Origin of the sequence: Rhodococcus sp. BE178 (assembly GCF_050433545.1) — a bacterium.
In the GTDB taxonomy this organism is placed as follows: domain Bacteria; phylum Actinomycetota; class Actinomycetes; order Mycobacteriales; family Mycobacteriaceae; genus Prescottella.
Map to the genome: position 1 here is coordinate 1 of NZ_JBNPXA010000021.1, position 21,014 is coordinate 21,014.

21 protein-coding genes and 1 pseudogene are annotated in these 21,014 nt (G+C 69.9%); 9 read left to right on the forward strand and 13 right to left on the reverse strand.

Annotated elements, in window-relative coordinates:
- Positions 1-159 (reverse strand): annotated as a pseudogene (locus J2X34_RS26045) (hypothetical protein); the annotation flags it as partial.
- 178 nt (positions 160-337) lie between these two features.
- Here J2X34_RS26045 and J2X34_RS26050 point away from each other — a divergent pair.
- Both J2X34_RS26050 and msrA read left to right on the forward strand, forming a co-directional pair.
- Positions 338-1,534, forward strand: coding sequence for an acyltransferase family protein (locus tag J2X34_RS26050; protein WP_429520135.1), 1,197 nt, complete (start codon positions 338-340; stop codon positions 1,532-1,534).
- A 9-nt stretch (positions 1,535-1,543) separates the two neighbouring features.
- Positions 1,544-2,212, forward strand: coding sequence for a peptide-methionine (S)-S-oxide reductase MsrA (gene msrA, locus J2X34_RS26055; protein WP_114724163.1), 669 nt, complete (start codon positions 1,544-1,546; stop codon positions 2,210-2,212).
- A gap of 18 nt (positions 2,213-2,230) precedes the next feature.
- Here the strand turns inward: msrA and J2X34_RS26060 are convergent, their stop codons facing one another.
- The 3 genes from J2X34_RS26060 to J2X34_RS26070 form a co-directional block, all read right to left on the reverse strand.
- Positions 2,231-2,935 carry a hemerythrin domain-containing protein gene (locus tag J2X34_RS26060; RefSeq protein ID WP_114724162.1) on the reverse strand — a complete coding sequence of 235 codons (705 nt, stop codon included), beginning with the start codon at positions 2,933-2,935 and terminating at the stop codon, positions 2,231-2,233.
- A gap of 127 nt (positions 2,936-3,062) precedes the next feature.
- Entirely contained in the window at positions 3,063-4,580 is a 1,518-nt protein-coding gene (locus tag J2X34_RS26065) for an MFS transporter (protein WP_429520136.1), read from the reverse strand.
- A 244-nt stretch (positions 4,581-4,824) separates the two neighbouring features.
- Positions 4,825-5,754: an LLM class F420-dependent oxidoreductase gene (locus J2X34_RS26070; RefSeq protein ID WP_114724160.1), complete on the reverse strand. Its 930-nt coding sequence runs from the start codon at positions 5,752-5,754 to the stop codon at positions 4,825-4,827.
- Positions 5,755-6,281: 527 nt separating this feature from the next.
- Here J2X34_RS26070 and J2X34_RS26075 point away from each other — a divergent pair.
- The 4 genes from J2X34_RS26075 to J2X34_RS26090 are packed head-to-tail and all read left to right on the forward strand — an operon-like array spanning position 6,282 to position 9,280.
- Positions 6,282-6,629: a rhodanese-like domain-containing protein gene (locus J2X34_RS26075; RefSeq protein ID WP_114724159.1), complete on the forward strand. Its 348-nt coding sequence runs from the start codon at positions 6,282-6,284 to the stop codon at positions 6,627-6,629.
- Positions 6,630-7,571 carry a DUF4328 domain-containing protein gene (locus J2X34_RS26080; protein ID WP_429520137.1) on the forward strand — a complete coding sequence of 314 codons (942 nt, stop codon included), beginning with the start codon at positions 6,630-6,632 and terminating at the stop codon, positions 7,569-7,571.
- Positions 7,568-8,332, forward strand: coding sequence for a glycerophosphodiester phosphodiesterase (locus J2X34_RS26085; RefSeq protein WP_114724157.1), 765 nt, complete (start codon positions 7,568-7,570; stop codon positions 8,330-8,332). Before J2X34_RS26080 ends, J2X34_RS26085 begins: the two co-directional genes overlap by 4 nt.
- A 33-nt stretch (positions 8,333-8,365) precedes the next feature.
- Positions 8,366-9,280: a DUF5926 family protein gene (locus J2X34_RS26090; RefSeq protein ID WP_114724156.1), complete on the forward strand. Its 915-nt coding sequence runs from the start codon at positions 8,366-8,368 to the stop codon at positions 9,278-9,280.
- A 73-nt stretch (positions 9,281-9,353) separates the two neighbouring features.
- Here J2X34_RS26090 and J2X34_RS26095 read toward each other — a convergent pair whose 3' ends face one another.
- The 7 genes from J2X34_RS26095 to J2X34_RS26125 all read right to left on the reverse strand — a co-directional run bounded on the left by J2X34_RS26095 (position 9,354) and on the right by J2X34_RS26125 (position 16,410).
- Positions 9,354-9,902, reverse strand: a complete 549-nt coding sequence (locus tag J2X34_RS26095) for a ferritin (RefSeq protein WP_114724155.1) — start codon at positions 9,900-9,902, stop codon at positions 9,354-9,356.
- A gap of 159 nt (positions 9,903-10,061) precedes the next feature.
- Positions 10,062-10,607, reverse strand: a complete 546-nt coding sequence (locus J2X34_RS26100; protein WP_114724154.1) for a ferritin — start codon at positions 10,605-10,607, stop codon at positions 10,062-10,064.
- A gap of 73 nt (positions 10,608-10,680) precedes the next feature.
- Positions 10,681-12,042: an LCP family protein gene (locus tag J2X34_RS26105; RefSeq protein WP_429520138.1), complete on the reverse strand. Its 1,362-nt coding sequence runs from the start codon at positions 12,040-12,042 to the stop codon at positions 10,681-10,683.
- Positions 12,043-12,079: 37 nt separating this feature from the next.
- Positions 12,080-12,898 (reverse strand): CPBP family intramembrane glutamic endopeptidase, encoded by an 819-nt coding sequence (locus J2X34_RS26110; RefSeq protein WP_429520139.1) that lies wholly within the window; start codon positions 12,896-12,898, stop codon positions 12,080-12,082.
- Between the two features lie 36 nt (positions 12,899-12,934).
- Entirely contained in the window at positions 12,935-14,161 is a 1,227-nt protein-coding gene (locus tag J2X34_RS26115) for a serine hydrolase domain-containing protein (RefSeq protein ID WP_114724152.1), read from the reverse strand.
- Complete coding sequence (locus J2X34_RS26120) at positions 14,158-15,552, reverse strand: WS/DGAT/MGAT family O-acyltransferase (RefSeq protein ID WP_429520140.1); 1,395 nt, start codon at positions 15,550-15,552, stop codon at positions 14,158-14,160. The genes J2X34_RS26115 and J2X34_RS26120 overlap by 4 nt, the downstream gene beginning before the upstream one ends.
- Positions 15,553-15,645: 93 nt before the next feature.
- Complete coding sequence (locus J2X34_RS26125) at positions 15,646-16,410, reverse strand: DUF2470 domain-containing protein (RefSeq protein WP_429520141.1); 765 nt, start codon at positions 16,408-16,410, stop codon at positions 15,646-15,648.
- Positions 16,411-16,567: 157 nt separating this feature from the next.
- On the opposite strand from J2X34_RS26125, the gene J2X34_RS26130 reads away from it, so the two are divergent.
- Genes J2X34_RS26130 through J2X34_RS26140 form a run of 3 tightly spaced genes read left to right on the forward strand, consistent with a single transcriptional unit; the run spans position 16,568 to position 18,959 of the window.
- Positions 16,568-17,302, forward strand: coding sequence for a hypothetical protein (locus J2X34_RS26130; protein WP_429520142.1), 735 nt, complete (start codon positions 16,568-16,570; stop codon positions 17,300-17,302).
- Between the two features lie 56 nt (positions 17,303-17,358).
- A complete protein-coding gene (gene pheA / locus J2X34_RS26135) occupies positions 17,359-18,273 on the forward strand; it encodes a prephenate dehydratase (protein WP_429520143.1) in 915 nt (304 codons plus the stop codon).
- Complete coding sequence (locus J2X34_RS26140; RefSeq protein ID WP_429520144.1) at positions 18,270-18,959, forward strand: histidine phosphatase family protein; 690 nt, start codon at positions 18,270-18,272, stop codon at positions 18,957-18,959. The genes pheA and J2X34_RS26140 overlap by 4 nt, the downstream gene beginning before the upstream one ends.
- Before the next feature lie 3 nt (positions 18,960-18,962).
- On the opposite strand, the gene J2X34_RS26145 is transcribed toward J2X34_RS26140, so the two are convergent.
- Together J2X34_RS26145 and J2X34_RS26150 are read right to left on the reverse strand one after the other, a co-directional pair.
- On the reverse strand, positions 18,963-19,757 hold the full coding sequence (locus tag J2X34_RS26145) for an ESX secretion-associated protein EspG (protein WP_114724146.1): 795 nt from the start codon (positions 19,755-19,757) through the stop codon (positions 18,963-18,965).
- Entirely contained in the window at positions 19,754-20,980 is a 1,227-nt protein-coding gene (locus tag J2X34_RS26150; protein ID WP_114724145.1) for a PPE domain-containing protein, read from the reverse strand. Before J2X34_RS26150 ends, J2X34_RS26145 begins: the two co-directional genes overlap by 4 nt.
- Positions 20,981-21,014: the final 34 nt, after the last annotated feature.

A 21,014-nucleotide genomic window follows, 5' to 3' on the forward strand; every position in this document is an offset into this window, starting at 1 on the left:
GTAGGCGGCGTGGTGCTTGTCGTGGTGCAGCTCCATGATCTTGCCGGAGATGTGCGGCTCGAGGGCGGCGTAGTCGTAGGGGAGATCGGGCAGCGTGTAGACAGACACGAGAATCCCTTCTTCGCGGGCGTGGCGCCCTGACGTGTGTGTTCGTTGAATCGTGCTCGGGGATAACCCAATCTCATTGGTACACCCTGCGCAAGCCGCGTGCTGAGGTGGGAATAACCGTACAAAAAAGTTCGGCGACCCTGAAATCGGGCGTCGAATGCGCCCGTCGGACATTGCGGGCGGGGCCGGTAATTGGAACAGGCGGTGAACGGAACCTTAGGATCAGGCGATGCCATCCGACATGCCCGCTGCAGCTTCGCGGCCAGAGGTGGCACCTCGCGTCGACCTGACCGGCGCCGACCTGCTGCGCACCATCGCTGTGCTCGCCGTCGTCTACTCGCACATCTCCTTCTATCTGATCGACGATCTCGGGTCCGGTTGGTGGATGATCGACATCGTCTACGAGGTGTTCGTGGACGGGTTGAACCTCAACCAGCACCTGTCGTTCGTCGGCGTCGCCATCTTCATGACCCTGACCGGCGCGCTCATCACCCGATCCGCGATCCGGCACAGTCCCGCGCGATTCCTACTCGACCGGGTGGGCCGCCTGCTGCCTGCGTTCTGGATCGCGATCGCCGCCGCCGTGCTGCTCGTCAAACTGGGCATCAACGGCATGTTCAGCGGGCAGCCGGGGCTCTCGAACGGCGAGGCCGCGCTCAGCTTCGTGCTCGGCGGGTTCTTCCTCAAACCCGAGGTCGCAGTGCTCGGTGTCACGTGGACACTGGTCGTTCAGGTGCTGTTCTACGTGTACTGCGTTGCCGCGCGGCCCATCCTGCGCACCCGGCCGATCGTGGTGCCGCTGCTCGGCGCGGCGATCTGCGCGCTGATCCTGCTCTACAACCTCTACGTTCCCCAGCCGTACACCGTGCCGATGCTGTCCAAGGTCGCCGCGACGTTGCCGACGATATTCCTCGGCCAGCTCATCTATCTGTGGTGGGCGCGCCTCGCCGACTGGCGCTGGGTGATCGTCGGTGTGCTCGCGCAGATCGAGGTGGTCCGGCTCGCCACCGAGATCCGCGTGTACTGGGCCGGGGACCGCTACCTGTGGACCATCGCCGTCGTCACCGCATGCGTGGTGCTCCTCGGTCGCTACCGGGGACGCCCGACGCGGTGGTCGGTGATCCGGTGGACCGCCACCCGCAGCTACGCGATCTACCTCGTCCACACGCTGATCCTGTACCGCGTCTACGAGAACGCCGTGGGCCCGCTCGGCCGCACCGGCGCCGTCATCGCGTTCCTCGCCGTCACCGCCCTGGTCTCGGAGGTGCTGTACCGGTGGGTGGAGGTGCCGGCCGCGCGCTGGCTGTCGTCCCGCACCAGCCGGATCGGCAGGAAGGCGACACCGTCCGAGCCACCCAAACCCCCCGAGCCCCCCGAGCCCACCGGGGCGCCGGAGCAACCGGTGGACGCGTCGGACCACGCGTAGCATCGACGTATGTCTTGGTTCGATGACATCGTCGCCCGTGCCGGCGCGAAATCCGTGATGGTCACGCCGGATCAGGCCCTGCCGGGCCGCGCGACCCCGATGCCGGTGCCCGACGCCCACTTCGTCAACGGGCACCCGCTGCAGCCGCCCTTTCCCGACGGCATGGAGACCGCCGTCGTCGGCATGGGCTGCTTCTGGGGCGCGGAGAAGGAATTCTGGCAGCTCGACGGCGTGTACTCCACCGCTGTCGGATATGCCGGTGGCTACACGCCCAACCCCACGTACGAAGAGGTGTGCTCGGGACGAACCGGGCACACCGAGGTGGTGTCGGTGGTGTTCGACCCGAAGGTGATCTCGTACGAGGCAGTGCTCAAGCAGTTCTGGGAGAACCACGATCCGACGCAGGGTATGCGTCAGGGCAACGACCACGGCACCCAGTACCGCTCGGTGATCTATACCGGATCCGACGCGCAGGCCGCGACGGCCCGGGCCACCGCCGAGGCCTACGGCAAGCGTCTCGCCGACGCCGGCTACGGGGCTGTCACAACCGAGATCGCGCCGCTCGACACGTTCTACTACGCCGAGGACTACCACCAGCAGTACCTCGCGAAGAACCCCGGCGGCTACTGCCCCGTTCACGCGACGGGCGTCAGCTGCCCGGTCGGTCTCGGCGCCTGAGTCTCACTTCGGGTCGGGTCACCCGGGGATCTGCAGCGGTCCGACGGGCACGTCGGCACCCCACCGGGCCGCGCACGCGCGGCGGTACGGGCCGTCGAAGACGTGCAACAGGACGAACCGGGTCACCGGACCCACTTGGTGATGGAGCAGGTCGACCCGCTGCGGATCGAGGCTGTCGCCCAGCCAGTGTCCCTCGATCCCCAACTCCCACTTCGATTTCGGTGCGATGTTCTCGGTCTGGTCCCAGTGGTCCCACTGGGCCTGGGTCAGTGTGCGAGTGGCCAGGGGCATCGCCTCGTCCTCCTCGCGGCGCAGGTGCGGGAGCAGTGTGTCTTCGAGGCCGGCCAGCGCGTCGGCGAACTGTCCTTCCGCAGTGGGGGATTCGTCGTCGTGGAACAGTGCGGCCGCCGCCTCGAGTCGGTCGATCTCGGGACCGATCCGGGCGTGGTCGGCGTCCATCCGCTCCAGTACCGGTGCGGCGTCCGGGTCGGCCCGGCGGATCAGCGGCCACAACCCGCGGTCCTCGGCGCTGTGGTGGGCATGGAGGAACTCCATCATCCAGCGCGTGTGGGCGGCCAGCGCGCAACGCTGCCGGGTTTCGATCCGGCCGATCTCGAGGACGTCGTTCGTGCGGGAGAGGTCGCGGCGAAGGGCATCGTGCACCACCCCCATCATCGTGGTATCTGCAGGGGTAGAAGCAGTTTCGTTGGATCTTCCGTTCATGACGGGCTCCCGGTGTCGCAGTATCGGTTTCGGCCGCGACCCAATTCCAGGCTAGGACCCGAGCCCGATCGACACAAGACCACGGGACGCGCCGACGCCGGTACGCGCCGGCCCGTCCCGTGAGAGATCAGGCCGCGGGCAGCGGTTCCGGGTCACGCTCGTTCGACGCGGACTCGGTCGCGGACTCGGCCGCGACCCGGGCCGTGATGGACTTGCGGTGGCGGTGCAGCGTCATCACGATGATGATCGCGATGAGCGACGACGCGCCCGAGATCAGGTATGCGACACCCATGCTGCCGTCGCTGTAGAAGCCGTAGCCGTCGATCACCGTGGCGATGTTGGAGTTCAGTACCGCGAATGCGATGACCGGCATGATCGACGCGACCAGCGTCTGCGACGCCTGGACCATGCTCGCCATCGAAGCCTGCACGGACGGCGGGACCGACGCGATGACGAGGTTCGGGATCGACGCCGTCGTCGCGCCCATGCCGAGGCCGAACAGCAGGATGCCGAACAGTACCTCGACCTTGCCGCCGTGCCAGAAGGCGGTGACCAGCGATCCGAGCATCATCAGGGCTGCGCCACCGGCCAGCGTCAGGGTCGGGAACTTGGTCCGCAGCATGCGGCCGACGAGCACGCCGCCGATGACGCTGCCGACACCCATGGGGATCTGGATCAGCCCGACGCCCTTGGCGTCCACGCCGAATCCGTAGCCGAGGCCCAGTACCGCCGGGGTCATGCACATGATCGGAATGAGCGTGGCGTACAGCGAGATCGTGCCGTAGGCGAAGCCGGCCGACAGGCAGATCCGGAACATCGGACCGTGACGGAAGAAGCGCAGGTCGACCAGCGGATCGGTGGTGCGAAGAGCGAGCGGTACCCAGATCGCGATGAGGGCGAGGCCGCCGATGATCAGCAGCAGGGTACCGCCGCCCGTCCATCCCCAGCTGGGGCCGAAGCTGATGCCGCCGAGGACCGCGGCCAGGCCGCCGCCGAGCAGGGCGGCGCCGACAACGTCGAGCCGGGCCGAGCTGCGGACCGGCGACTCCGCCGTGGTGAGGACGACGAGCGGGATCATCACCACGAGCGTGACCAGGAGGAACCAGAAGATCGACCGGAAGCCCCACGCGTCGACGAGCAGGCCGGTGATGAACGGCGACGGGATCGTCATCAGGCCCATGCCGCCTGCGGCGAGGCTGACCGCGAGGGCCAGTGTCTTCGGCGGGAAGACGTCGCGCATGAGCGAGAAGCCGAGGAACATGCAGGCGATGATCACGCCGAACAGGGCGCGGCCGAGCACGAGGATCAGGAAGCTGGGGGCGACCGCGGAGATCAGGGCGCCGACGGCCGCGATGGCCATGCACACCAGGAACACCTTGCGCTTGCCGTGGATGTCGGCGAGCTTGCCGGCGAGGGGGCATGCCACGGCGGCGGCAAGCAGGTAAGCGGTGGTCACCCAGGCGATCTGATCGGTCTTGAAGTGCTCGCCGATGGGCATCATCGCGACCGAGGCCATCGTGGAGCTGATGGAGACGATTTCGAGCACGACTGCGATCGAGATCAGCGACAGGATGAGGCGCGGGGTCCAACCGCCTTCGGATACGGCGCGCGGCTCGGTGGCTGCGGTGCCGAGAGTTCCTGACATGTAACGCCTTTCTGGGAATGTGGTCCGGGTCACGATGTGACGCCCATTGCAGATGGCGCGGGACCGTTCACAGATAGCTGTCCCGTTGAACGGAACACGAATTTCGGCCGGGTGCCGGAAATGCGAAGTGCACACCGGGTTTCGCCAGGTGTGCACTTCGTGTCCGGTCATTGTCACCGCTAATCGTCTGCGGCCGTTGACATGTCCGAGCTGTGAAATTGTCTTGTCAAACGTTTGTTGTCGGTCAGTTCAGTTGGGGCATGACCTCGGAGGCGACCAGCTCGAGGTGGTCGAGATCGGCGAGATCGAGCGTCTGCAGATAGATCCGCTGCGTCCCGGCCTCGCTGTAGCGTCCGATCTTGTCGACCAGCTCGGCCGGGGTACCCGCCAGACCGTTCTCCCGGAGCTCGTCCACCTCGCGCCCGATGCGGGCCGCGCGCCGCGCGATCTCGTCCTCGGTGCGCCCGCAGCACAGGACGAGTGCGTTGGAGTAGACGAGCTTGTCCGGGTCGCGGTCCACGGCCGCGCACGCCTCCCGGACCCGGTCGAACTGCGCCACAGTGTCCTCGATCGAGACGAACGGCAGGTTGAACTCGTCCGCGTAGCGGGCCGCCATCGCGGGGGTGCGGCGCTTGCCCATGCCGCCGATCACGATCGGCGGGCGCGGCGTCTGCACCGGCTTGGGCAGCGCGGGGGAGTCGGTGACCGGGAAGTGGGCGCCCTCGTGGGTGAAGGTCTGCCCCAGCGGCGTCTCCCACAGTCCGGTGATGACCGCGAGCGACTCCTCGAGCCGGTCGAAGCGCTCACCGAGCGGCGGGAACGGGATGCCGTACGCCCGGTGCTCCTCCTCGAACCAGCCGGCGCCGAGACCGAGCTCGATGCGCCCGCCGCTCATCGCGTCGACCTGGGCCACGGCGATCGCCAGCGGGCCCGGGTATCGGAACGTGGCCGACGTGACCAGCGTGCCGAGGCGGATCGTCGAGGTGTCCCGGGCGAGCCCGGCGAGCGTGATCCACGCGTCGGTGGGTCCGGGCAGGCCTTCGGCGTTCATCGCGAGGTAGTGGTCGGACCGGAAGAACGCCTCGTACCCGAACGCTTCGGCCGCCCTGGCGACCGCAAGAAGATCGTCGTACGTGGCGCCCTGCTGCGGTTCGGTGAAGATTCTCAGGTCCATGCCCCCACTGTGCCGGACGCGGGAATGTGACCTGCGCCGGAGGACGTGTCCGAAGGGAATGGAACCGATCCGCCCGATGCCGCGTCAGATCAAGTGTCGGGACGGGAGCGTCCCGACGAATGGGGGGGAGCCGGGCCGGAGTTCGGAACGAGGGATGGGGCACACATCCTGTCGGTGGGGGAACTCCGGCCCGTGCGGGCCCGTGCCGACCTCCTCTCACGCCACCCCGTTTCCATGCAAATCCACACAGGTTGTGGATTGCCGCTCCGCCCGGCCGTGCACAGTTGTCAACGAATCATCCAGAGCATGCCTCTGACCTGTGGATGATGCCCTCCAAGTTTGTTCAGAACTGTGGATGAGCCTGTGGAAACTGTGGATAACTCGATAGTTCAAGTGCTGCAGATCACATTTTAGGACCCAATAGGCGACTCGAGGACTCTCGAGCGTCTCGGTCCGGTCACGAACTGCTCTGGCGCGTAACGAGAGATGGGCGGCCCGGGAACGTCGCTCGTGCCAGAATCGAGGTTGTGAGCATCCCGCACGTTCCCACCGTCGCCGTGACGGATCTGCCGACCGAGCCCGCTGAGGCGATCGTGCTGTTGGACGTGCGCGAGGAGGACGAATGGGAGCTCGGCCACGCTCCCGGCGCGCAACACATCCCGCTGGTGGACGTGCCCGCTCGTATGGACGAGATCGACATCGACGCCGAGGTGTACGTCATGTGCCGTCAGGGCGGGCGGTCGATCGTCGCCGTCGAGTACCTCAACAACCTCGGCTTCGACGCCTACAACGTCGCCGGCGGCATGGTCGCGTGGCAGAACGCGGGACTGCCGCTCACCGCCGACCACGACCCCGGTTCGGCGAAGATCTACTAGATGAGCGTCGTCCAGGTCTGCGCGCGCTGCGCATCCCGGTGGCCGGTGGCCGGCAGCCCGGCCCAGTGGTGCCCGCGGTGCGGCGGCGTCCTGCTCTCCCCGGTCGACACCGCCCGCCCCGCCCCGGCGGCAGGCCGAAACTTCCGCTGGGTCGCGCGTAGCCCGTACCCGCCGCTGGGGCGTCGTCGTCCCGCCCCACGCCGCCTCGGCCCGACGCCGCGATACACCCAGGTCCCGCCGTGGGGTCTGCTCGATCCACCGCCGCCCGAACCGGACGACCGTGCTCCGCGCACCGAAGTGGCCGCGGACCTCGCGCCCACCCTTCTCGCGTGCACCGCGATCGTCTTCGCGCTCGCCGCGGTCTCCGAGGCCTTCCGGTACGCGCTGCTCGTGTTCAACCGGGTGCGACTGGTGGACCCGGTGACGCTCGCGGTGTCGGATGCGGCGGTGTGGGCGACGCAGGTATCCGCGCCCCTGGTCGCGCTGGCCGCTGCCGTTACCACCGTGTGCAGGCTCGTCGTCACGCGCCGCGACGTGTTCGCCGCCCGGACACTCGCCGATCCGCGGACACCTCGATCGCTCGCCCTGGGCGTTCTCGTCCCGGTCGTCAACCTCGTGATGCCCGGGGTGTACCTCACCGAGATCGCAGGCGACGACCGCCGAACCCGCACCGTCGTGCGCATCTGGTGGGCGACGTGGGCCGCCAACGGTGTCCTGGTCGCGATCGGACTGCTCTGGCGCAACCAGGATTCGCTGCAGGCGCAGGCCGACAGCGTCGTGCTGGCCGCGATCACGGCCGCCGTCGGCGCCGCCACGGCCGTGCTGACGCTGTACGTGATCCGGTGTTTCGACGGCCTGGACCTGTTCGGTCGGCCGCGCCGCGTCACCCGGTGGGTCAACGCGCCGCAATCCGAGAAGGCAGAGGAGGCGATGGCCGGATGAGCCCGGATCGACGAGGTCCCCTCGTGGTCGCACACCGCGGTGCCTCGGCCGAACGGCCCGAACACACCCTCGCGGCCTACGACCTGGCACTGCAGGAAGGTGCCGACGGACTCGAGTGCGACGTCCGGCTCACCCGCGACGGCCACCTCGTCTGCGTCCACGACCGTCGGATCGACCGGACCTCCACCGGTTCCGGCATCGTCAGCGAGATGACACTGCAGTCGCTCGGCGAACACGACTACGGCGCCGGCGGCGAGCCCGCCGGACTGCTCACACTCGCCGAGCTCATCACCTTGACCCTGGACTGGACGTCGCGCCCGACCAAACTGTTCATCGAGACCAAGCACCCCGTCCGCTACGGCGGTCTCGTCGAGAGCAAGGTCCTCGCCGAACTGGCCCGCTTCGGGCTGGCCGCGCCCGCGTCCGCCGACCACTCGCGCGCCGTCGTGATGTCGTTCGCGGCCAGCGCCGTGTGGCGGGTCCGGCGGGCGGCGCCACTGCTGCCGACCGTGCTGCTGGGCGACGCGTCCCGCTACCTCGGCGGCGGCGCCGCGACCACCGTCGGCGCCACCGCCGTCGGGCCGTCGATCCGGACACTGCAGGAGCATCCCGAGATCGTCGACAAGGCCGCCGCGGCCGGCCGCGCCACCTACTGCTGGACCGTCGACGACCCCGCCGATGTCGCGCTCTGCAAGGAGCTCGGGGTGAGCTGGGTGGCGACCAACCATCCGGGACGCACCAAGAAACTGCTGGGCGGCTGAGAGAATCCGCGCGTCCGTGTAGGTTTTGGCCCCGTGGGTAAGAAGAGCAAGAGAAACAGTGGTCCCAAGCCGGGCAGCGGTCGCGCCGAGAAGCTCGAGCAGCGTCGCCTCGCACGCGAGGCCGAGGTAACCGCGCCGACCCGGCCGTTCGAGGGCCTCGCCGCCGAATGCGACCTCGTCGCGCTGCGCGAGTTCGTGCCGTCCGCTCTCGCCGTGCTGCCCGTCACCGACGCCGGTAAGCCCGTGACCGCGGCGACCGTGCTGCCCGGTGCCGTGGCCGCGCTGGTCCGGGACGAGTCCGGCGACGCCGGCCGATACGTCGGGCTGCAGGTGCAGGCGCACACCGCCGACCCCGGCGCCGACCTCGGTGCCGCCGTGGCCTGGGCCCAGACGGCCGAGCCGGGAACCTCGCTCACCGCGGCCAACCCGGGCGCCGACAGCCCCCGCCTCGCGGACCTGATCGTCGCGGACGCGCTGCCGACGATCACCGTCCACCAGAGCTTCGACTGGTGGATCCCGGAGGGCGTCGAGCCGGCCGCCGACGTCGCCGCGACCGTGCAGCAAGCCAATATGGCGATCATGCCGTCCGCGCGTGTCGAGGCCGACGGCGTCGTCGCCGCGTGGTGGGTGGATGCCGGCGAGAAGGCGCACCTGCGCTGGGTGCGCCCCGAGGACGAGGACGCGCTGATGCCGGCCCTCGCCCGCGTCCACGCCGCCGGTGGACTGCACCTGGGTGAGGGTTCGCGTTTCGCGGGCTCGTTCCGCACCCACGGCCTGCTGGTGCCGGTCTTCGACCTCGACCCCGAGAAGCACGCCAACGAGTGGGCGGCGGCCACCGCGGAGCTGGGCGATCGCCTGGCGCAGGCGCTGACCGTCGACGCGCCGCTCACGGCCGCCGAGTTGCGCGCCCGCGACGGCCTGCGGGGCCGTCAGGTCACGCTGCGCTGATCAGCGCAGAAGACGCGGAAGGGTCCCTTCACACGCTGCGAACGTGTGAAGGGACCTTTCGCTGTTTCGGTCGCTAAATGCTGCCGCCCGCGGCGGACGGTGCACCGGATGCGTCGTCCACACTGCTCATCTCTCGGGCCACGAAGTCCTCGAGATCGAACAGGTTGGAGCCGGCACGGTCGGCGATGGTCAGCAGCGTCGTCATGCGCGCGACCTCCTCGACCTGTTCCTTGAGGAACCACTGCATGAACTGCTCGCCCAGGTAGTCGCCGTCGTCGCGCGCTGTGCGGGCGAGCGTGACGATCTGCTCGGTGACCGACTTCTCCTGCGCGAGTGCGAGCGCGATCGGCTCGCGCGCATTCTCGAAGTGGCTCTTGGCCGGGTCGACGCCGGTCAGTTCCACCGCGATGTCCCGATCCAGGAAGTACTGGATGATCATCATCGCGTGGTTGCGTTCCTCGTTGCCCTGCTTGTAGAAGTGCCGGGCCAACTGGGGGAGATCCGCGTTGTCGAAATAGACCGCGGTCGCCAGGTACTGATGCGACGCGTTGAATTCGTTGCGGATCTGGTCGTGGAGAAGTGCGTGAAATTTCGTCCGATGCGAATCGTCTGAGGCACTCATGTGTCAAAGATATCGCTGGTCAGCTGGAACTGTCATCCAAGCGGTACCTAATTGAGGCAAGTATGGCCTCAATTAGTGCTTGCTAATTTAGGCTGGGCTGCCCTGGAAAACGTATGCCGCAATTGCCGAGCGGCAATTGCGGCATACGTCCGAAAAACGTCAGGCTCCGGCGCCCGCGATCCGCGGAGCGGTGGAGTCCGCCGTCAGGCCCGAGCTCATCTCGCGAGCCACGAAATCCTCGATGTTGAAGAAGTTGTCGCCCGCTCGGTCGACGATGGTCAGAAGCGTCGTCATGCTCGCGACCTCTTCCACCTGTTCCTTGAGGAACCACTGCATGAACTGTTCGCCCAGGTAATCGCCGGTGTCCCGGGCAGTGCGGGCGAGGCGAGTGACCTGCTCGGTGACCGTCCTCTCCTGCGCGAGAGCGAGCGCGACCGGCTCGCGGACCGATCCGAACTCGGTGACGACGGCGTCGATCCCGGGCACGACGACGGGCAGGTCGTTGTCGATGAGGTACTGGATCATCATCATCGCGTGATCGCGTTCCTCGGCGGACTGGCGGTAGAAGCGGCCCGCGAGCTGCGGCAGATCGTGGGAATCGAAGTAGACGGCGACCGCGACGTACTGCTGCGAGGCGGTGAATTCATTTCGGATCTGGTCCTGCAACAGTCGGTGGAACTCGTTCGTGTGCGCCGCTTCAGTCATGGACCGAACATTACCGCCCGGATTGGGGACCGGACCCGGTGCTGAGCCGTGAAAGCGTCCACAGCGACGAATATCACGGCGCGCCGGTCAGGAGGGTCTGCGGAACCTGGCGATCATTTGCAAGCGCATCGAAGAATTCCGTGGCCTTTTCGCGATCCCACAGAAGGACGTCGCCCCAACCGTCGACGACCTCGAATCCGCCGACCGGCACGGTCGTGGTGACCATCTTGCCGCGCAGGCCCCAGGCGAGTCCCGCGAGATTCCACAGATGGTCACCGTCGTCGACCTGCAGCGAGTTGGCCGTCTTCGACATCATCGGCCACAACCGCAGCGGGTTGATCAGCGTCGTGGGCGAGGTGGCCTTCTTCAACAGTGCGCTCATGAACGCGCGCTGGTTGTTCATCCGGTCCAGGTCGGCGAGGGCCGTCGCGCGAGTGCGGACGAATCCGAGGGCCTCGGGCCCGGTCAGTTTCTGGCAGCCCTCCTGCAGATTGATACCGGCGAGGGGGTCGTCGATCGGGTACGGCACGCACATGTCGACACCGCCGAGGGCGTCGACGATGCCCGCGAATCCGCCGAAGCCGATCTCGGCGTAGTGGTCCATCCGCAGGCCGGTGGCCTCCTCGACGGTCTGCACCAGCAGTTGCGGGCCGCCGTTGTTGAAGGCGGCGTTGATCTTGCCCCGGCCCATGCCGGGGATGTTGACGTAGGAGTCGCGGGGAATGGACACCATCGTGGTGGCGCCGCTCTTCGGGACGTGCACGACGATGATCGTGTCGGTGCGCTTGCCCTCGATGTCGCCGCCCGCCGCCAGCTCCCGGTCCTGGTCCGCGGTCAGGCCCTCGCGGCTGTCCGAGCCGACCAGCAGCCAGTTGGTGCCGGGGGTGTCGGCGATCCGGCCCGGGTAGTCGGCGAGCGCGTCGACGCGGTTCAGCTTGGTGTCGAGGAGCAGCAGTCCACCGACCGACGCGACCATGAGCACGATCAGCACCAGCGCGACGCGGCGCAGCCACCCGCCCCGCTTCCGCGGTCGTCGCTGCTTGGGCGGTTCGGCCGGCGCCGACGGGGGACGCGGCGGCTGCGGCGCACGCGGCGGGGGTGCGGCCGGCGGGATGCGGCGCGGCTCGGCGTACGGCTGCGGCTTCTGGGTCGGCGCATAGCCGCCGGGCGGCGGTCCGGCGGGTGCCTGGGACCAGGCCTGCTGCGGTTCGGGCGCCTGCGACCAGGCGCGGGCCGGTCCGGGGCGGCCCGGGTTCGGGCCGCCGGGGCGTCCGTCGCGGCGGATGACCTGGGTGCCCTCGGGCTGTGGAGGCTGCTGCGGCCGGCGCTGCGGCGGCTGACCGCCTGGCGGCGGCGGGGGAATGCGGCGCGGCGGCTGGGGCCGGCCGCGCGGCGGCGGGCCCGGCTGACGTCTGTCGGGGGTCTCGCCGTTCACGATCACCGAGAATACGCAGGAACCGGTCGGACCGGGATCACGGCAGCCACGACACGTGCCCGCGCAGCAGTGCATAACCGACGAATGCGACGGTGTCGATGAGGGCGTGTGCGATCACCAGTGGCCACAGTTTGCCGGTGCGCTGCCAGTACCGGCCGAAGATCAAGCCCATCAGGACGTTGCCGAGACCACCTCCGAGCCCCTGATAGAGGTGGTAGCTGCCGCGCAGCAGCGCCGACGCCAGCAACGACGAGTTCTCGCTCCACCCGAGTCGCCGCAGCCGGGAGATCAGGTAGGCGACCACGAGGATCTCTTCGGCCGCGGAATTCGCGATCGCCCACAGCACCAGCACGGGCAGGCGCCACCAGTGATCGTCGATCGTGCTGGGCATCACCGTCAGGTTCGCGTCCAGCGCGACCGCCGCGAGGTAGAACGCCAGGCCGGGGAGTCCGATCAGCGCGGCCAGACCGACGCCGGGCAGCACCGCGTCGCGCAGCTTCGTCCGGCCCAGGCCGATCCGGGTGGGGCCGAGGCCACTGCGCCACAGCAGGTACAACCCCAGGGCCGCCCAGGCGGCCAGTTTGAGGACACCGAGCAGCTGTCGGGCCAGGTCGATGTACGACTGCGTCGACCGGGACGGATTGAGCGCGACGGCCTGCTCGGACAGCCGGCCCGGGGCCAGCGCCGATTCGAGCAGCGACAGCACGCTGTAGATCCCGTTGAGGCCGAACGTCACCAGCAGGACGATGGTGATCTCGAACCACAGGGCCCGCCGCTCCCGCGCGTCCAACGGCGGCGTGGGTGGCTGCGGGGTCGCCGGACGGAGCCACGAGTCGACGGTGGTACGCGAGATCACCCCGTCGACGCTAGACGGAACGCGGCGCGAACGGCGTCAGGCGTGCTTGGCGAGGGACTCGGCCCGGGCACCGAGGCTGGGCAGCCGCAGGTCCGCGAACGGTGTGAGCGCGTTGCCCAGCCGGTTTGTCACGAACGCGACCGACAGCCCGGTGTCGGGGTCGGCGAACGCACCGGATCCGCCCAGCCCGTAATGGCCGAACGCGCCGGAGTGCTGGGTGCGGGCCGCGACCAGCGCCGCGTGGTACCCCAGCCGCCAGTTCATCCGGATCCCGAGCACGTAGTCCCGGGCCCGGGTCTGCACCTCGCTGAGCTGGGCGATCGTGTCGGGCTCGAGGAACCGGATGCCGTCGACCACGCCGCCGTTCGCGAACGCGGCATACATGCGCGCCAGGGCGCGGGCGCTGAACACGCCGTTCCAGCCCGGCATCACGAAGTCGTGGATCGTCGGGTCGCGCACCAGGAGGTCGAAGCCCTCCGGCATGCCGGCGTCGGCGATGTCCTTGAGATGCGGCACGAGCGACAACGCCAGCGACGTCGCGCCCCACGGCACCCCGTAGGGGTTGATGTGCGGGAACACCTTCGCGATCCGGCCCTTCTCGGACTCCGGCACCTGGAACCAGAACTCCGGGATGCCGAGCGGTTCGGCGACCTCGGTCCGGACCAGTTCGGTGAACGGCTTGCCGGCCACCCGTGCGGTCAACTCCGCGATCAGGGAGCCGTACGTGACGGCGTGATAGCCGGGCATCTTGGTGCGGCGCGGGTCCGGCACGGCGGCGGCCAGCGCGGCGCTGACCCGGTCGTGGTCGAGCAGCGCGAGCCGGCCGGGCACCAGTCCGCGGATGCGGTGCAGGCCCGCGCGGTGGCTGAGGAGTTCGCGGACCGTGATCGACTCCTTGCCCGCCTCGCCGAACTCGGGCCAGTACTCGGCGACGGTGGAGTCGTAGTCGATCAGTCCGCGCTGCGCGAGGCGGTGCAGTACGGTGCTGGCCACGCCCTTGCCGGTGGAGAACGACAGCGTGACGGTGTCGGAGTCCCACTTGCGGATCGGGGACGCCCACCCGGCCCAGATATCGAGGACGGGCCTGCCGTACAGGTACACGGCGAGGGCGCCGCCTCCGTCGCGGGTACGCCGGAACAGGTGGAAGAACTGGGTCGCGAGCGCCTCGAACCGCGGGTCGACGAGCATCGTCGTGGGCGGTCGGTACTGCTCACGGCGACGAGGGGTCCCGCCCGAGTCTCGCCGTGGGATTGCGGCAGTCATATCGAGCGAACTTCCTGAATTCGTTCGAGATCGCCTAGCGCGGTCTCGGTCTCATCTGTAAAACGTTCGAGTTCCGGAACTGATTCCGGATTAGCGAGAAACCCGAAGTTGAGCCGGTCGGCGTAATGGCAGATCGTGATGTTCAGGCCAGTCCCGTCGAACACGATCGACAGCGGGTACATGTGCCGCAGTTCGGCGCCGTTCCAGTACAGCGGGGACTTCGGCCCCGGGACGTTGGAGATCACCACGTTGTAGCTCGGTGGCAGCAGTTCGCCCAGTGGCAGGATCCGGGCCACGTTCGGGAGGAGCGAGGGTACCGACGCGAGCATCGACGCGCTGGACCCCATCGCCCGCACGCGCCGTTTGGCGTCTGCCATCGAGTGTCGGATCCGGTCCAGCCGGGCACGCGGATCCGCCAGGTCGGTCCCGAGGGTGCACAGTGCCAGGCCGAACTCGTTGCCGCCGATGGCCTCCTCGCGTCGGCGCTGTGCGACCGGCACCAGCGCGATCAGGGACGTCGACGGCAGTTCGCCCCGCGCCGACAGGTAGCTACGCAGTGCGCCCGCGCACATCGCGAGCGTCACCTCGTTGCCGGTCGCTCCGGTCGCGCGCTGGATTGCTCGCAGCCGCTTCTTGGGCCACGACTTCCCGACGAACGCCCGGTCGGGTCCGACCTTGCCGTCGAACACGGTCCGGGGTGCGCTCAAAGGCAGAGCGGTCGACTCGGTCGTGACGCCTTTGCCGAGCCAGTCGAGGGCACCGATGGCGGTGTGACGGACGATGTCGGCGGCCGCGACGGCGCCGGAGATCCCGTCGCGCACCAGTCGGAGGGGGTTCCGGGAACGGTGGTCGGAGGTGGGCTCCGGCTCGTCCGGGGTGAGCAGCAGCGGCATGCCGCGGCGCTGGGGGTCCGGGTCCATGGACTGTTCGATCATGCGGATGCCCGACATCCCGTCGAGCGTGGCGTGGTGGATCTTCCCGTACAGCGCGAACCGGCCACCCGCGAGACCCTCGATGAGGTAGCCCTCCCACATGGGCCGCGAGCGGTCGAGGCGGGTCTCGTGCAGGCGTGCGACCAGCGCGAACAGTTCGTCGTCGCCACCCGGAGAAGGCAGCGCGAGCCGTCGCAGGTGCCGGTCCATGAGGATCCGCTCGGCGGGTTGCCAGGTTGGTAAGCCCGCGGTGGCGAACGAGAGAACCGGTTGCGCCATCAGTGCGGACTGCGCGCTGGTGGCGTCCAGCGCGGCCCGGTAGGCGTCGGCGGCGAAGGTGTCGGTGCCGTCAGGGGACGGGCCGAAGACCAGCAGTGCGCCGATGTGAAGGGTGCGCGAGCCGATCTCGCCGGCGAGCAGCAGCACGTCCACCGGCGACATCAGCGTCGTTGTCGTCATCGCGCACCGCGATGCAGGCTCACAAATTCTCTGTACACCCAAGTACGGCGAGCGGGGCCGGTATCGGTCCGCAGTGACCGACCCGCAACGGAACTAGTGCCTCGCCCGCAATCCGTTGACGAACGGGCAGCCGACGAGGATCCGTAGGGCCCGGCTCAGCGACGGCGCGTCGTCGACGGGTTCGGTGAAGTCCATCCGCACGTCCCGGTCGCCCGACACCCCCTCGATGCGCAGCCGGATCCCGTACCGATCGATGCCGAGCGGGCGGACCGGGCCGGTGCGCAGCGCCGAGGGCAGCCGCCGGGCCAGCAGCTCGACGAGGTCGGCATGGTCCTCCTCGAGGTGCTGCAGCCAACCGGTCTCGACCTCCCAGAACGGGTCGGGGTCGGCGGCGAGCAGGTCCTCGACGGTAACGGCCTCGGCGCCGCTGCTGTCGGCGACGACGGCCGAGTCGAGCCGCAGGCGGAGCAGCGTCGCGCCGTGCCCGACGTCGAGCAGGGCCGGGTGCGGGTGTTCGGCGGCGACGTCGTCGGCCAGGCCGCGGGCGCGGTCGTCGGGGACGGCGACGAGGGTGCCGCGCAGCCAGACGAGGGAGCGGACGGGTTCGCGCAGCGCGAGGGGTGCGAAGTCGGTGAGCTCGAGGACCGCGGGCAGTCCGCCCGCTCCGGCCTGCCAGGCGAGTCCGATGGCCGTCGAGTCGGACGGCGCCAGGAGCACGGCGGTGCCGTCGGCGCGCAGCTGGTGCAGTGAGGTCTCGGTGGGATCGCTGCCGGCGATCGCGAGCACGGCTCCGGTGGCGCGGGCGCTGGTGCTCCGCATCCGTTCGGCGGTGGACGGTCCGGTGGTGGTGCGGTTCATGGCGGCATCCTTCGGGTCGAGACGCGAGACGGAGGCGGTGGCGGTGCGATCGAGAGCTGCGAAATGAGGTAAACCTAAGCTAATTCCTGGAGGGGTGGACGGCAACCCCTCGGACGCGGAAGCGGGAGTTTTCGCCGGTCCGGGCTAACGTGTTGGGGTGTCGATTCCTGTTTCCCTGTCGATGCCGACTCTTCCGTCCCGCAACAGCGCGCCGCAGCCGCTCGTGGCGGGGCTACTTCTCCGACGGCGGGATACCGCCGTCCCGGCCGTCGTTCGCGACGCCGTCACCACCGGACCGCAGATCGTGGCCGCGTCGATCCTCACCGCCGCAGCCGGGACCGACGCCGACGCGGGTGCCGTCGTCATCGACCTCGACATCCATCCGGACGAGCTGGCCGGGGCCGTCGAGCACCGTGCGCTGCGCTACCACGTGACCTGCACGACCGAGCAGGTCGAGGACGCGATCCGTCTCCGACTGCCCGCGCCCGTCACCGTCTTCGTCACGGCGTCGGACCCCTCCGCCCCTGAAGCTGCCGACGCCGCGAGCCTTGCCGAGTCCGCGCAACTGCTCGCCGACGCCGGCCACAGCCCGGGGCTGATCGCCGGCAGCCCGGCCGACGTCGTGGCCGATTTCCTCGCGGTCCTCGCGCACACGTCCGTCGGTTTCGTCGGGCGGGCGCGGGACGGTGCCGAGGTCCTCGCGCTGCTGTCCGGCACCGTCGCGGCGCTGCGCGGAGACGACGTCCGGGCCGCCCTGTCCGCACCCGATCCGGCCGCGCTGGCGGCGCTGATCCCGGAGGCGGCCGAGGCGGTGCGCGGCGTGCTGCTCGGCATCGAGGTCGACGACCCCGATCAGGTCGAGGGCGTGCTCGCCGACGCCGGTCTGCTGTAACGGAACCGGAACCGATCCGCGAAGTGCGCCGGACGGGAGTGCGTAATCTCGTAGGCGTGCCTCGTATCGCGTACTTCGGACCCAGCGGGACCTTCACGGAGATGGCCCTCGCCCAGCTCGAGTCGGGCGGCACGTTCGACGGTGTCGTCGAGCGGGTGTCCGCCGGAAGCCAGGCCGCGGCGATCGAACTCGTCCGCGCCGGTGACGTCGACGGCGCCGTGGTGCCGATCGAGAGTTCGGTGGAGGGCTCGATCCGTCCGACGATGGACGCGCTCTCCCTCGGCGACCGGCTGCAGATCATGGCCGAGACCGAGCTGGACGTCGCGTTCACGATCGTCGGACGCCCGGGCGCCACGCTCGACGACGTCCGCACCGTCCGTGCCTATCCGGTCGCGACCGCGCAGGTGCAGGGCTGGCTCGACCGGAACCTGCCGAACGCCCGTGTGGAGCCGGCGTCGTCGAATGCCGGTGCCGCCGAGGATGTTGCCGCCGGCGTCGCCGACGCCGGGGTGTCGACCGCGTTGGCGGGGGAACGGCTGGGCCTGGTGGCGTTGGCGTCGGGCGTCGCCGACTACGACGGAGCCCGCACCCGTTTCGTGCTGGTGACCAGGCCGGGTCCCGCGCCCGCCCGCACCGGTAACGACCGGACCAGCGTGGTGCTCCATCTCGACAACGTGCCCGGCTCCCTGGTTCGGGCGATGACCGAATTCGCGACCCGGGGCATCGATCTGACGCGGATCGAATCCCGGCCCACGCGCAAGGAATTCGGCACCTATCTGTTTCATCTGGACTGCGTCGGGCACATCGACGACGGACTGGTCGCCGAGGCGCTCAAGGCGCTGCACCGGTTCAGCGACGTCCGCTTCCTCGGGTCGTGGCCGTCGGCCGTGCCCGGTGGCGGCGCACCGATGCCCGTCGCCGACGACACCGCATGGCTCGAAGGCCTGCGTCGTGGGGAGGAGAACGCGTGAGCGGTCGGTTGATCCTGGTCCGACACGGGCAGACCGAAGCGAACGTCGAACGGCGGCTCGACACCCGGCTCCCCGGGGCGCGGTTGACGGCGCTCGGCCGGACGCAGGCCCAGACCCTCGGAGGCCGGCTGGCGGACCGGCCGCCGACAGCGCTGGTGTCGTCGCAGGCGCTGCGGGCCCGGGAGACCGCCGGGTTCGTGGAGACGGCGTCGGGCATCACGCTGCAGGTGCGGGAGGGGCTGCACGAGGCGCAGGCCGGTGAGCTCGAGGACCGCTCGGACATCGAGTCGCACAAGATGTTCGCGAAGGTGTTCCACACGTGGCACGCGGGTGACCTGTCGGCGCGGATCCCGGGTGGCGAGTCCGGTATCGACATCATCGAACGGTATGTGCCGGTGGTCGATTCGCTGCGTGCCGAGTACATCGACGCCGGTGCCGGTGGCGACGTCGTGGTGGTCAGCCACGGCGCCGCGATCCGATTGGTGGCCGCGTACCTGGCGGGCGTGCCCGGCGCGTTCGCCGCGGACCGGCATCTCGAGAACACCTCGACGGTGGAGCTGGTGCCGACCGACACGGGCTGGCGGTGCGTGCGGTGGGGCACCTACGACCCACCGTTCGATGCGACGCCGCAGCGGCCGTGGTTCGACCCGGAGGCCGTCGCGGCCACCGACGACCCGATGGGCTGACGGTCAGTCGAGCTGCGCGAGCAGGCCGTCGAGTGCCTGCCTGAGCCGTCCCGGGGTGCCCGGGCTGAACGAGGTCCACGGGGTGCCGTCGGTGGCGACGCTGGTGGTGCCGACGATGCGCCCGGCGGCGGTGTCGAACACCGTGACCGGTCCGTGCATCAGACCGGGATGCCCGGCTTCGTGCACGATTCCGACGATCTCGGTGAACGTCGTGCAGCCCACGAACGCCGGCCCGACGACGGCGGCCTCCGCGGCCGGGACCCCGATCGCCGTCAGCTGGGCGGCCGCCGTGCCCGGGTCGACGATCCGGTTCAGGGCGGCACCGAGGTCCGTGGTCGGCCGGTTGACCACCCCGAACGCGAGGGGCTCGGCGCCACCGAGGGCGTGGACGATCGGCCCGGCCAGGTCGTGCTCGAGCCGCTGGACGGTGAACGTGTCGCCGCTGCGCAGCGCGAGCACGGCCATCTCGTCGTCGCGGGCCAGGCACAGTCGCGCGACGGTGCCGTCGATGTAGCGGCGCAGGGCGATCTCGTCGCGGGGCCGGGCGAGGGCGCGCAGCCAGCGGGCCAGTTCCGGGTGCACCGCGATCCCGTCGATCAGCCCGGCCGCCGCGAGGGAGTCCTGCGCCGATCGGAAGACCCGGTCCCGCTCGGGCAGCGAATCGAATCGTGGGGCCGCGTCGAGCACGACCGGCAGGACGTCGATGTCCAGAAGGTCCACCAGCAGGTCGAGTTCGTCGACGTGCAGGGTCGCGGACGGCAGGGTTGCGGTCACCGGTTCGATGCCCAAGTCGATCACCGCCCGTCCTCGGGCAGGTCGGCGCCGATCACCGACGGGATCACCGTGCGCCCGTCGGCGAAGTGCTCGAACTGCTTGAGGTAACCGGGGGTGGCGTGCTCGGCCTCGTCGGAGGCCAGGGCGCCGCGGTGTGCGCCCATCGGGGCGCCTCCCATCGCGGTCCCGCGGGCGGCCGCGGCCGCCGACGCGTCGGCGCGGGCTGCGTCGATCGAGCCCGGGCCGGTGGCCGGTCCGGCACCGGTCCCCGGGGCGCTGCGCGAGCCCGACCCGTCGAGCTGCCCGGCCTGCGCCCAGCCGTCGGGGAGGGCGGCCCGCGCGCCGCCGGCCCCACCGCTGACTCCCGCGGCGCGCGCGGCGGTGTAGCCGGACCCCCGGCCGGCGCCGCCGGCGGTCGCGGCCCCGGCTGCACCCGAGGTGGGCGCGGTGGACGTGTTCAGGACCGCGGGGGCGCCACCGGCGACGCCGCCGAGCACGGCACCGCCGATGTTGGCGGCGGCGGAGGTGGCACCCGAGACGGTGCCCGCGACCGTGCCGACCTGCGATGCGGCCGCCATGACGGTCGGGTTCTGGGCGAAGGCGGTCGCCGCCGCGGCGATGGTGCCGACCGGGTCGGTGCGGAAGTCGTTCTCGAGTCGGCGGCGGGCGACCTCGCCCGCGTCGCGGGACTCGAGGCCGGCGGTGGATTCGTTGGTGAGCGGCGGCGGCTGCGTGAAGGATCCCGGTGTCGCCAGGATGCTCGACGCCGCCTCGTACGCCTCCATCACCAGCCCGGCCCGGATGTCCATCGCACGGTCGGCGGCCTCGGCGACGGCGGCGGAGCCGTTGACCACGCCGCCGGTGCTGTAGGCGGCGGTCTTGGCTGCCTTGACCGCGGTGATCTCGGGCAGGCTCGGCATGGTCAGCGCTGCGGACGTGTAGGCGCCGGCCTCGACGGAGGCCTTGGTCGCGGTGTCCGCGGCGAGCGTCGCGGTCTGTTCGGCCCACGCGGCGAACGGGGCGATCCTGCCGAGCGCGGCCTCGGCGGCCACGCCCTCCCAGCCGGTGCGCAGCTCCGCCATCACCCTGTTCAGCGTCGCGCCGGCGTCGGCGAAGCTCTCCGCGACCGCGGCCCACGCCGGGCTCGCCGCGCTGAGCGGCACGGGCCCCGCGCCCGCGGTGAGCGTCGTCGAATTGACGGTCGCACCGCGCGGCATCCAGACGACTCCGGTGACACCAGTGGTCATGCTGTGTTTTCCTCGTTCCCCTCGAATGTGGCTG

Excerpts from the sequence above, each read along its gene's own strand:
- J2X34_RS26100 (WP_114724154.1), bottom strand. The coding sequence starts at position 10,607 with ATGACTGAAGCGGCGCACACGAACGAGTTCCACCGACTGTTGCAGGAC.
- J2X34_RS26060 (WP_114724162.1), bottom strand. The coding sequence starts at position 2,935 with ATGAACGGAAGATCCAACGAAACTGCTTCTACCCCTGCAGATACCACG.
- J2X34_RS26065 (WP_429520136.1), bottom strand. The coding sequence starts at position 4,580 with ATGTCAGGAACTCTCGGCACCGCAGCCACCGAGCCGCGCGCCGTATCC.
- J2X34_RS26095 (WP_114724155.1), bottom strand. The coding sequence starts at position 9,902 with ATGAGTGCCTCAGACGATTCGCATCGGACGAAATTTCACGCACTTCTC.
- J2X34_RS26085 (WP_114724157.1), top strand. The coding sequence starts at position 7,568 with ATGAGCCCGGATCGACGAGGTCCCCTCGTGGTCGCACACCGCGGTGCC.
- J2X34_RS26070 (WP_114724160.1), bottom strand. The coding sequence starts at position 5,754 with ATGGACCTGAGAATCTTCACCGAACCGCAGCAGGGCGCCACGTACGAC.
- J2X34_RS26050 (WP_429520135.1), top strand. The coding sequence starts at position 338 with ATGCCATCCGACATGCCCGCTGCAGCTTCGCGGCCAGAGGTGGCACCT.
- J2X34_RS26150 (WP_114724145.1), bottom strand. The coding sequence starts at position 20,980 with ATGACCACTGGTGTCACCGGAGTCGTCTGGATGCCGCGCGGTGCGACC.
- msrA (WP_114724163.1), top strand. The coding sequence starts at position 1,544 with ATGTCTTGGTTCGATGACATCGTCGCCCGTGCCGGCGCGAAATCCGTG.
- J2X34_RS26125 (WP_429520141.1), bottom strand. The coding sequence starts at position 16,410 with ATGAACCGCACCACCACCGGACCGTCCACCGCCGAACGGATGCGGAGC.
- J2X34_RS26120 (WP_429520140.1), bottom strand. The coding sequence starts at position 15,552 with ATGACGACAACGACGCTGATGTCGCCGGTGGACGTGCTGCTGCTCGCC.
- J2X34_RS26115 (WP_114724152.1), bottom strand. The coding sequence starts at position 14,161 with ATGACTGCCGCAATCCCACGGCGAGACTCGGGCGGGACCCCTCGTCGC.
- J2X34_RS26080 (WP_429520137.1), top strand. The coding sequence starts at position 6,630 with ATGAGCGTCGTCCAGGTCTGCGCGCGCTGCGCATCCCGGTGGCCGGTG.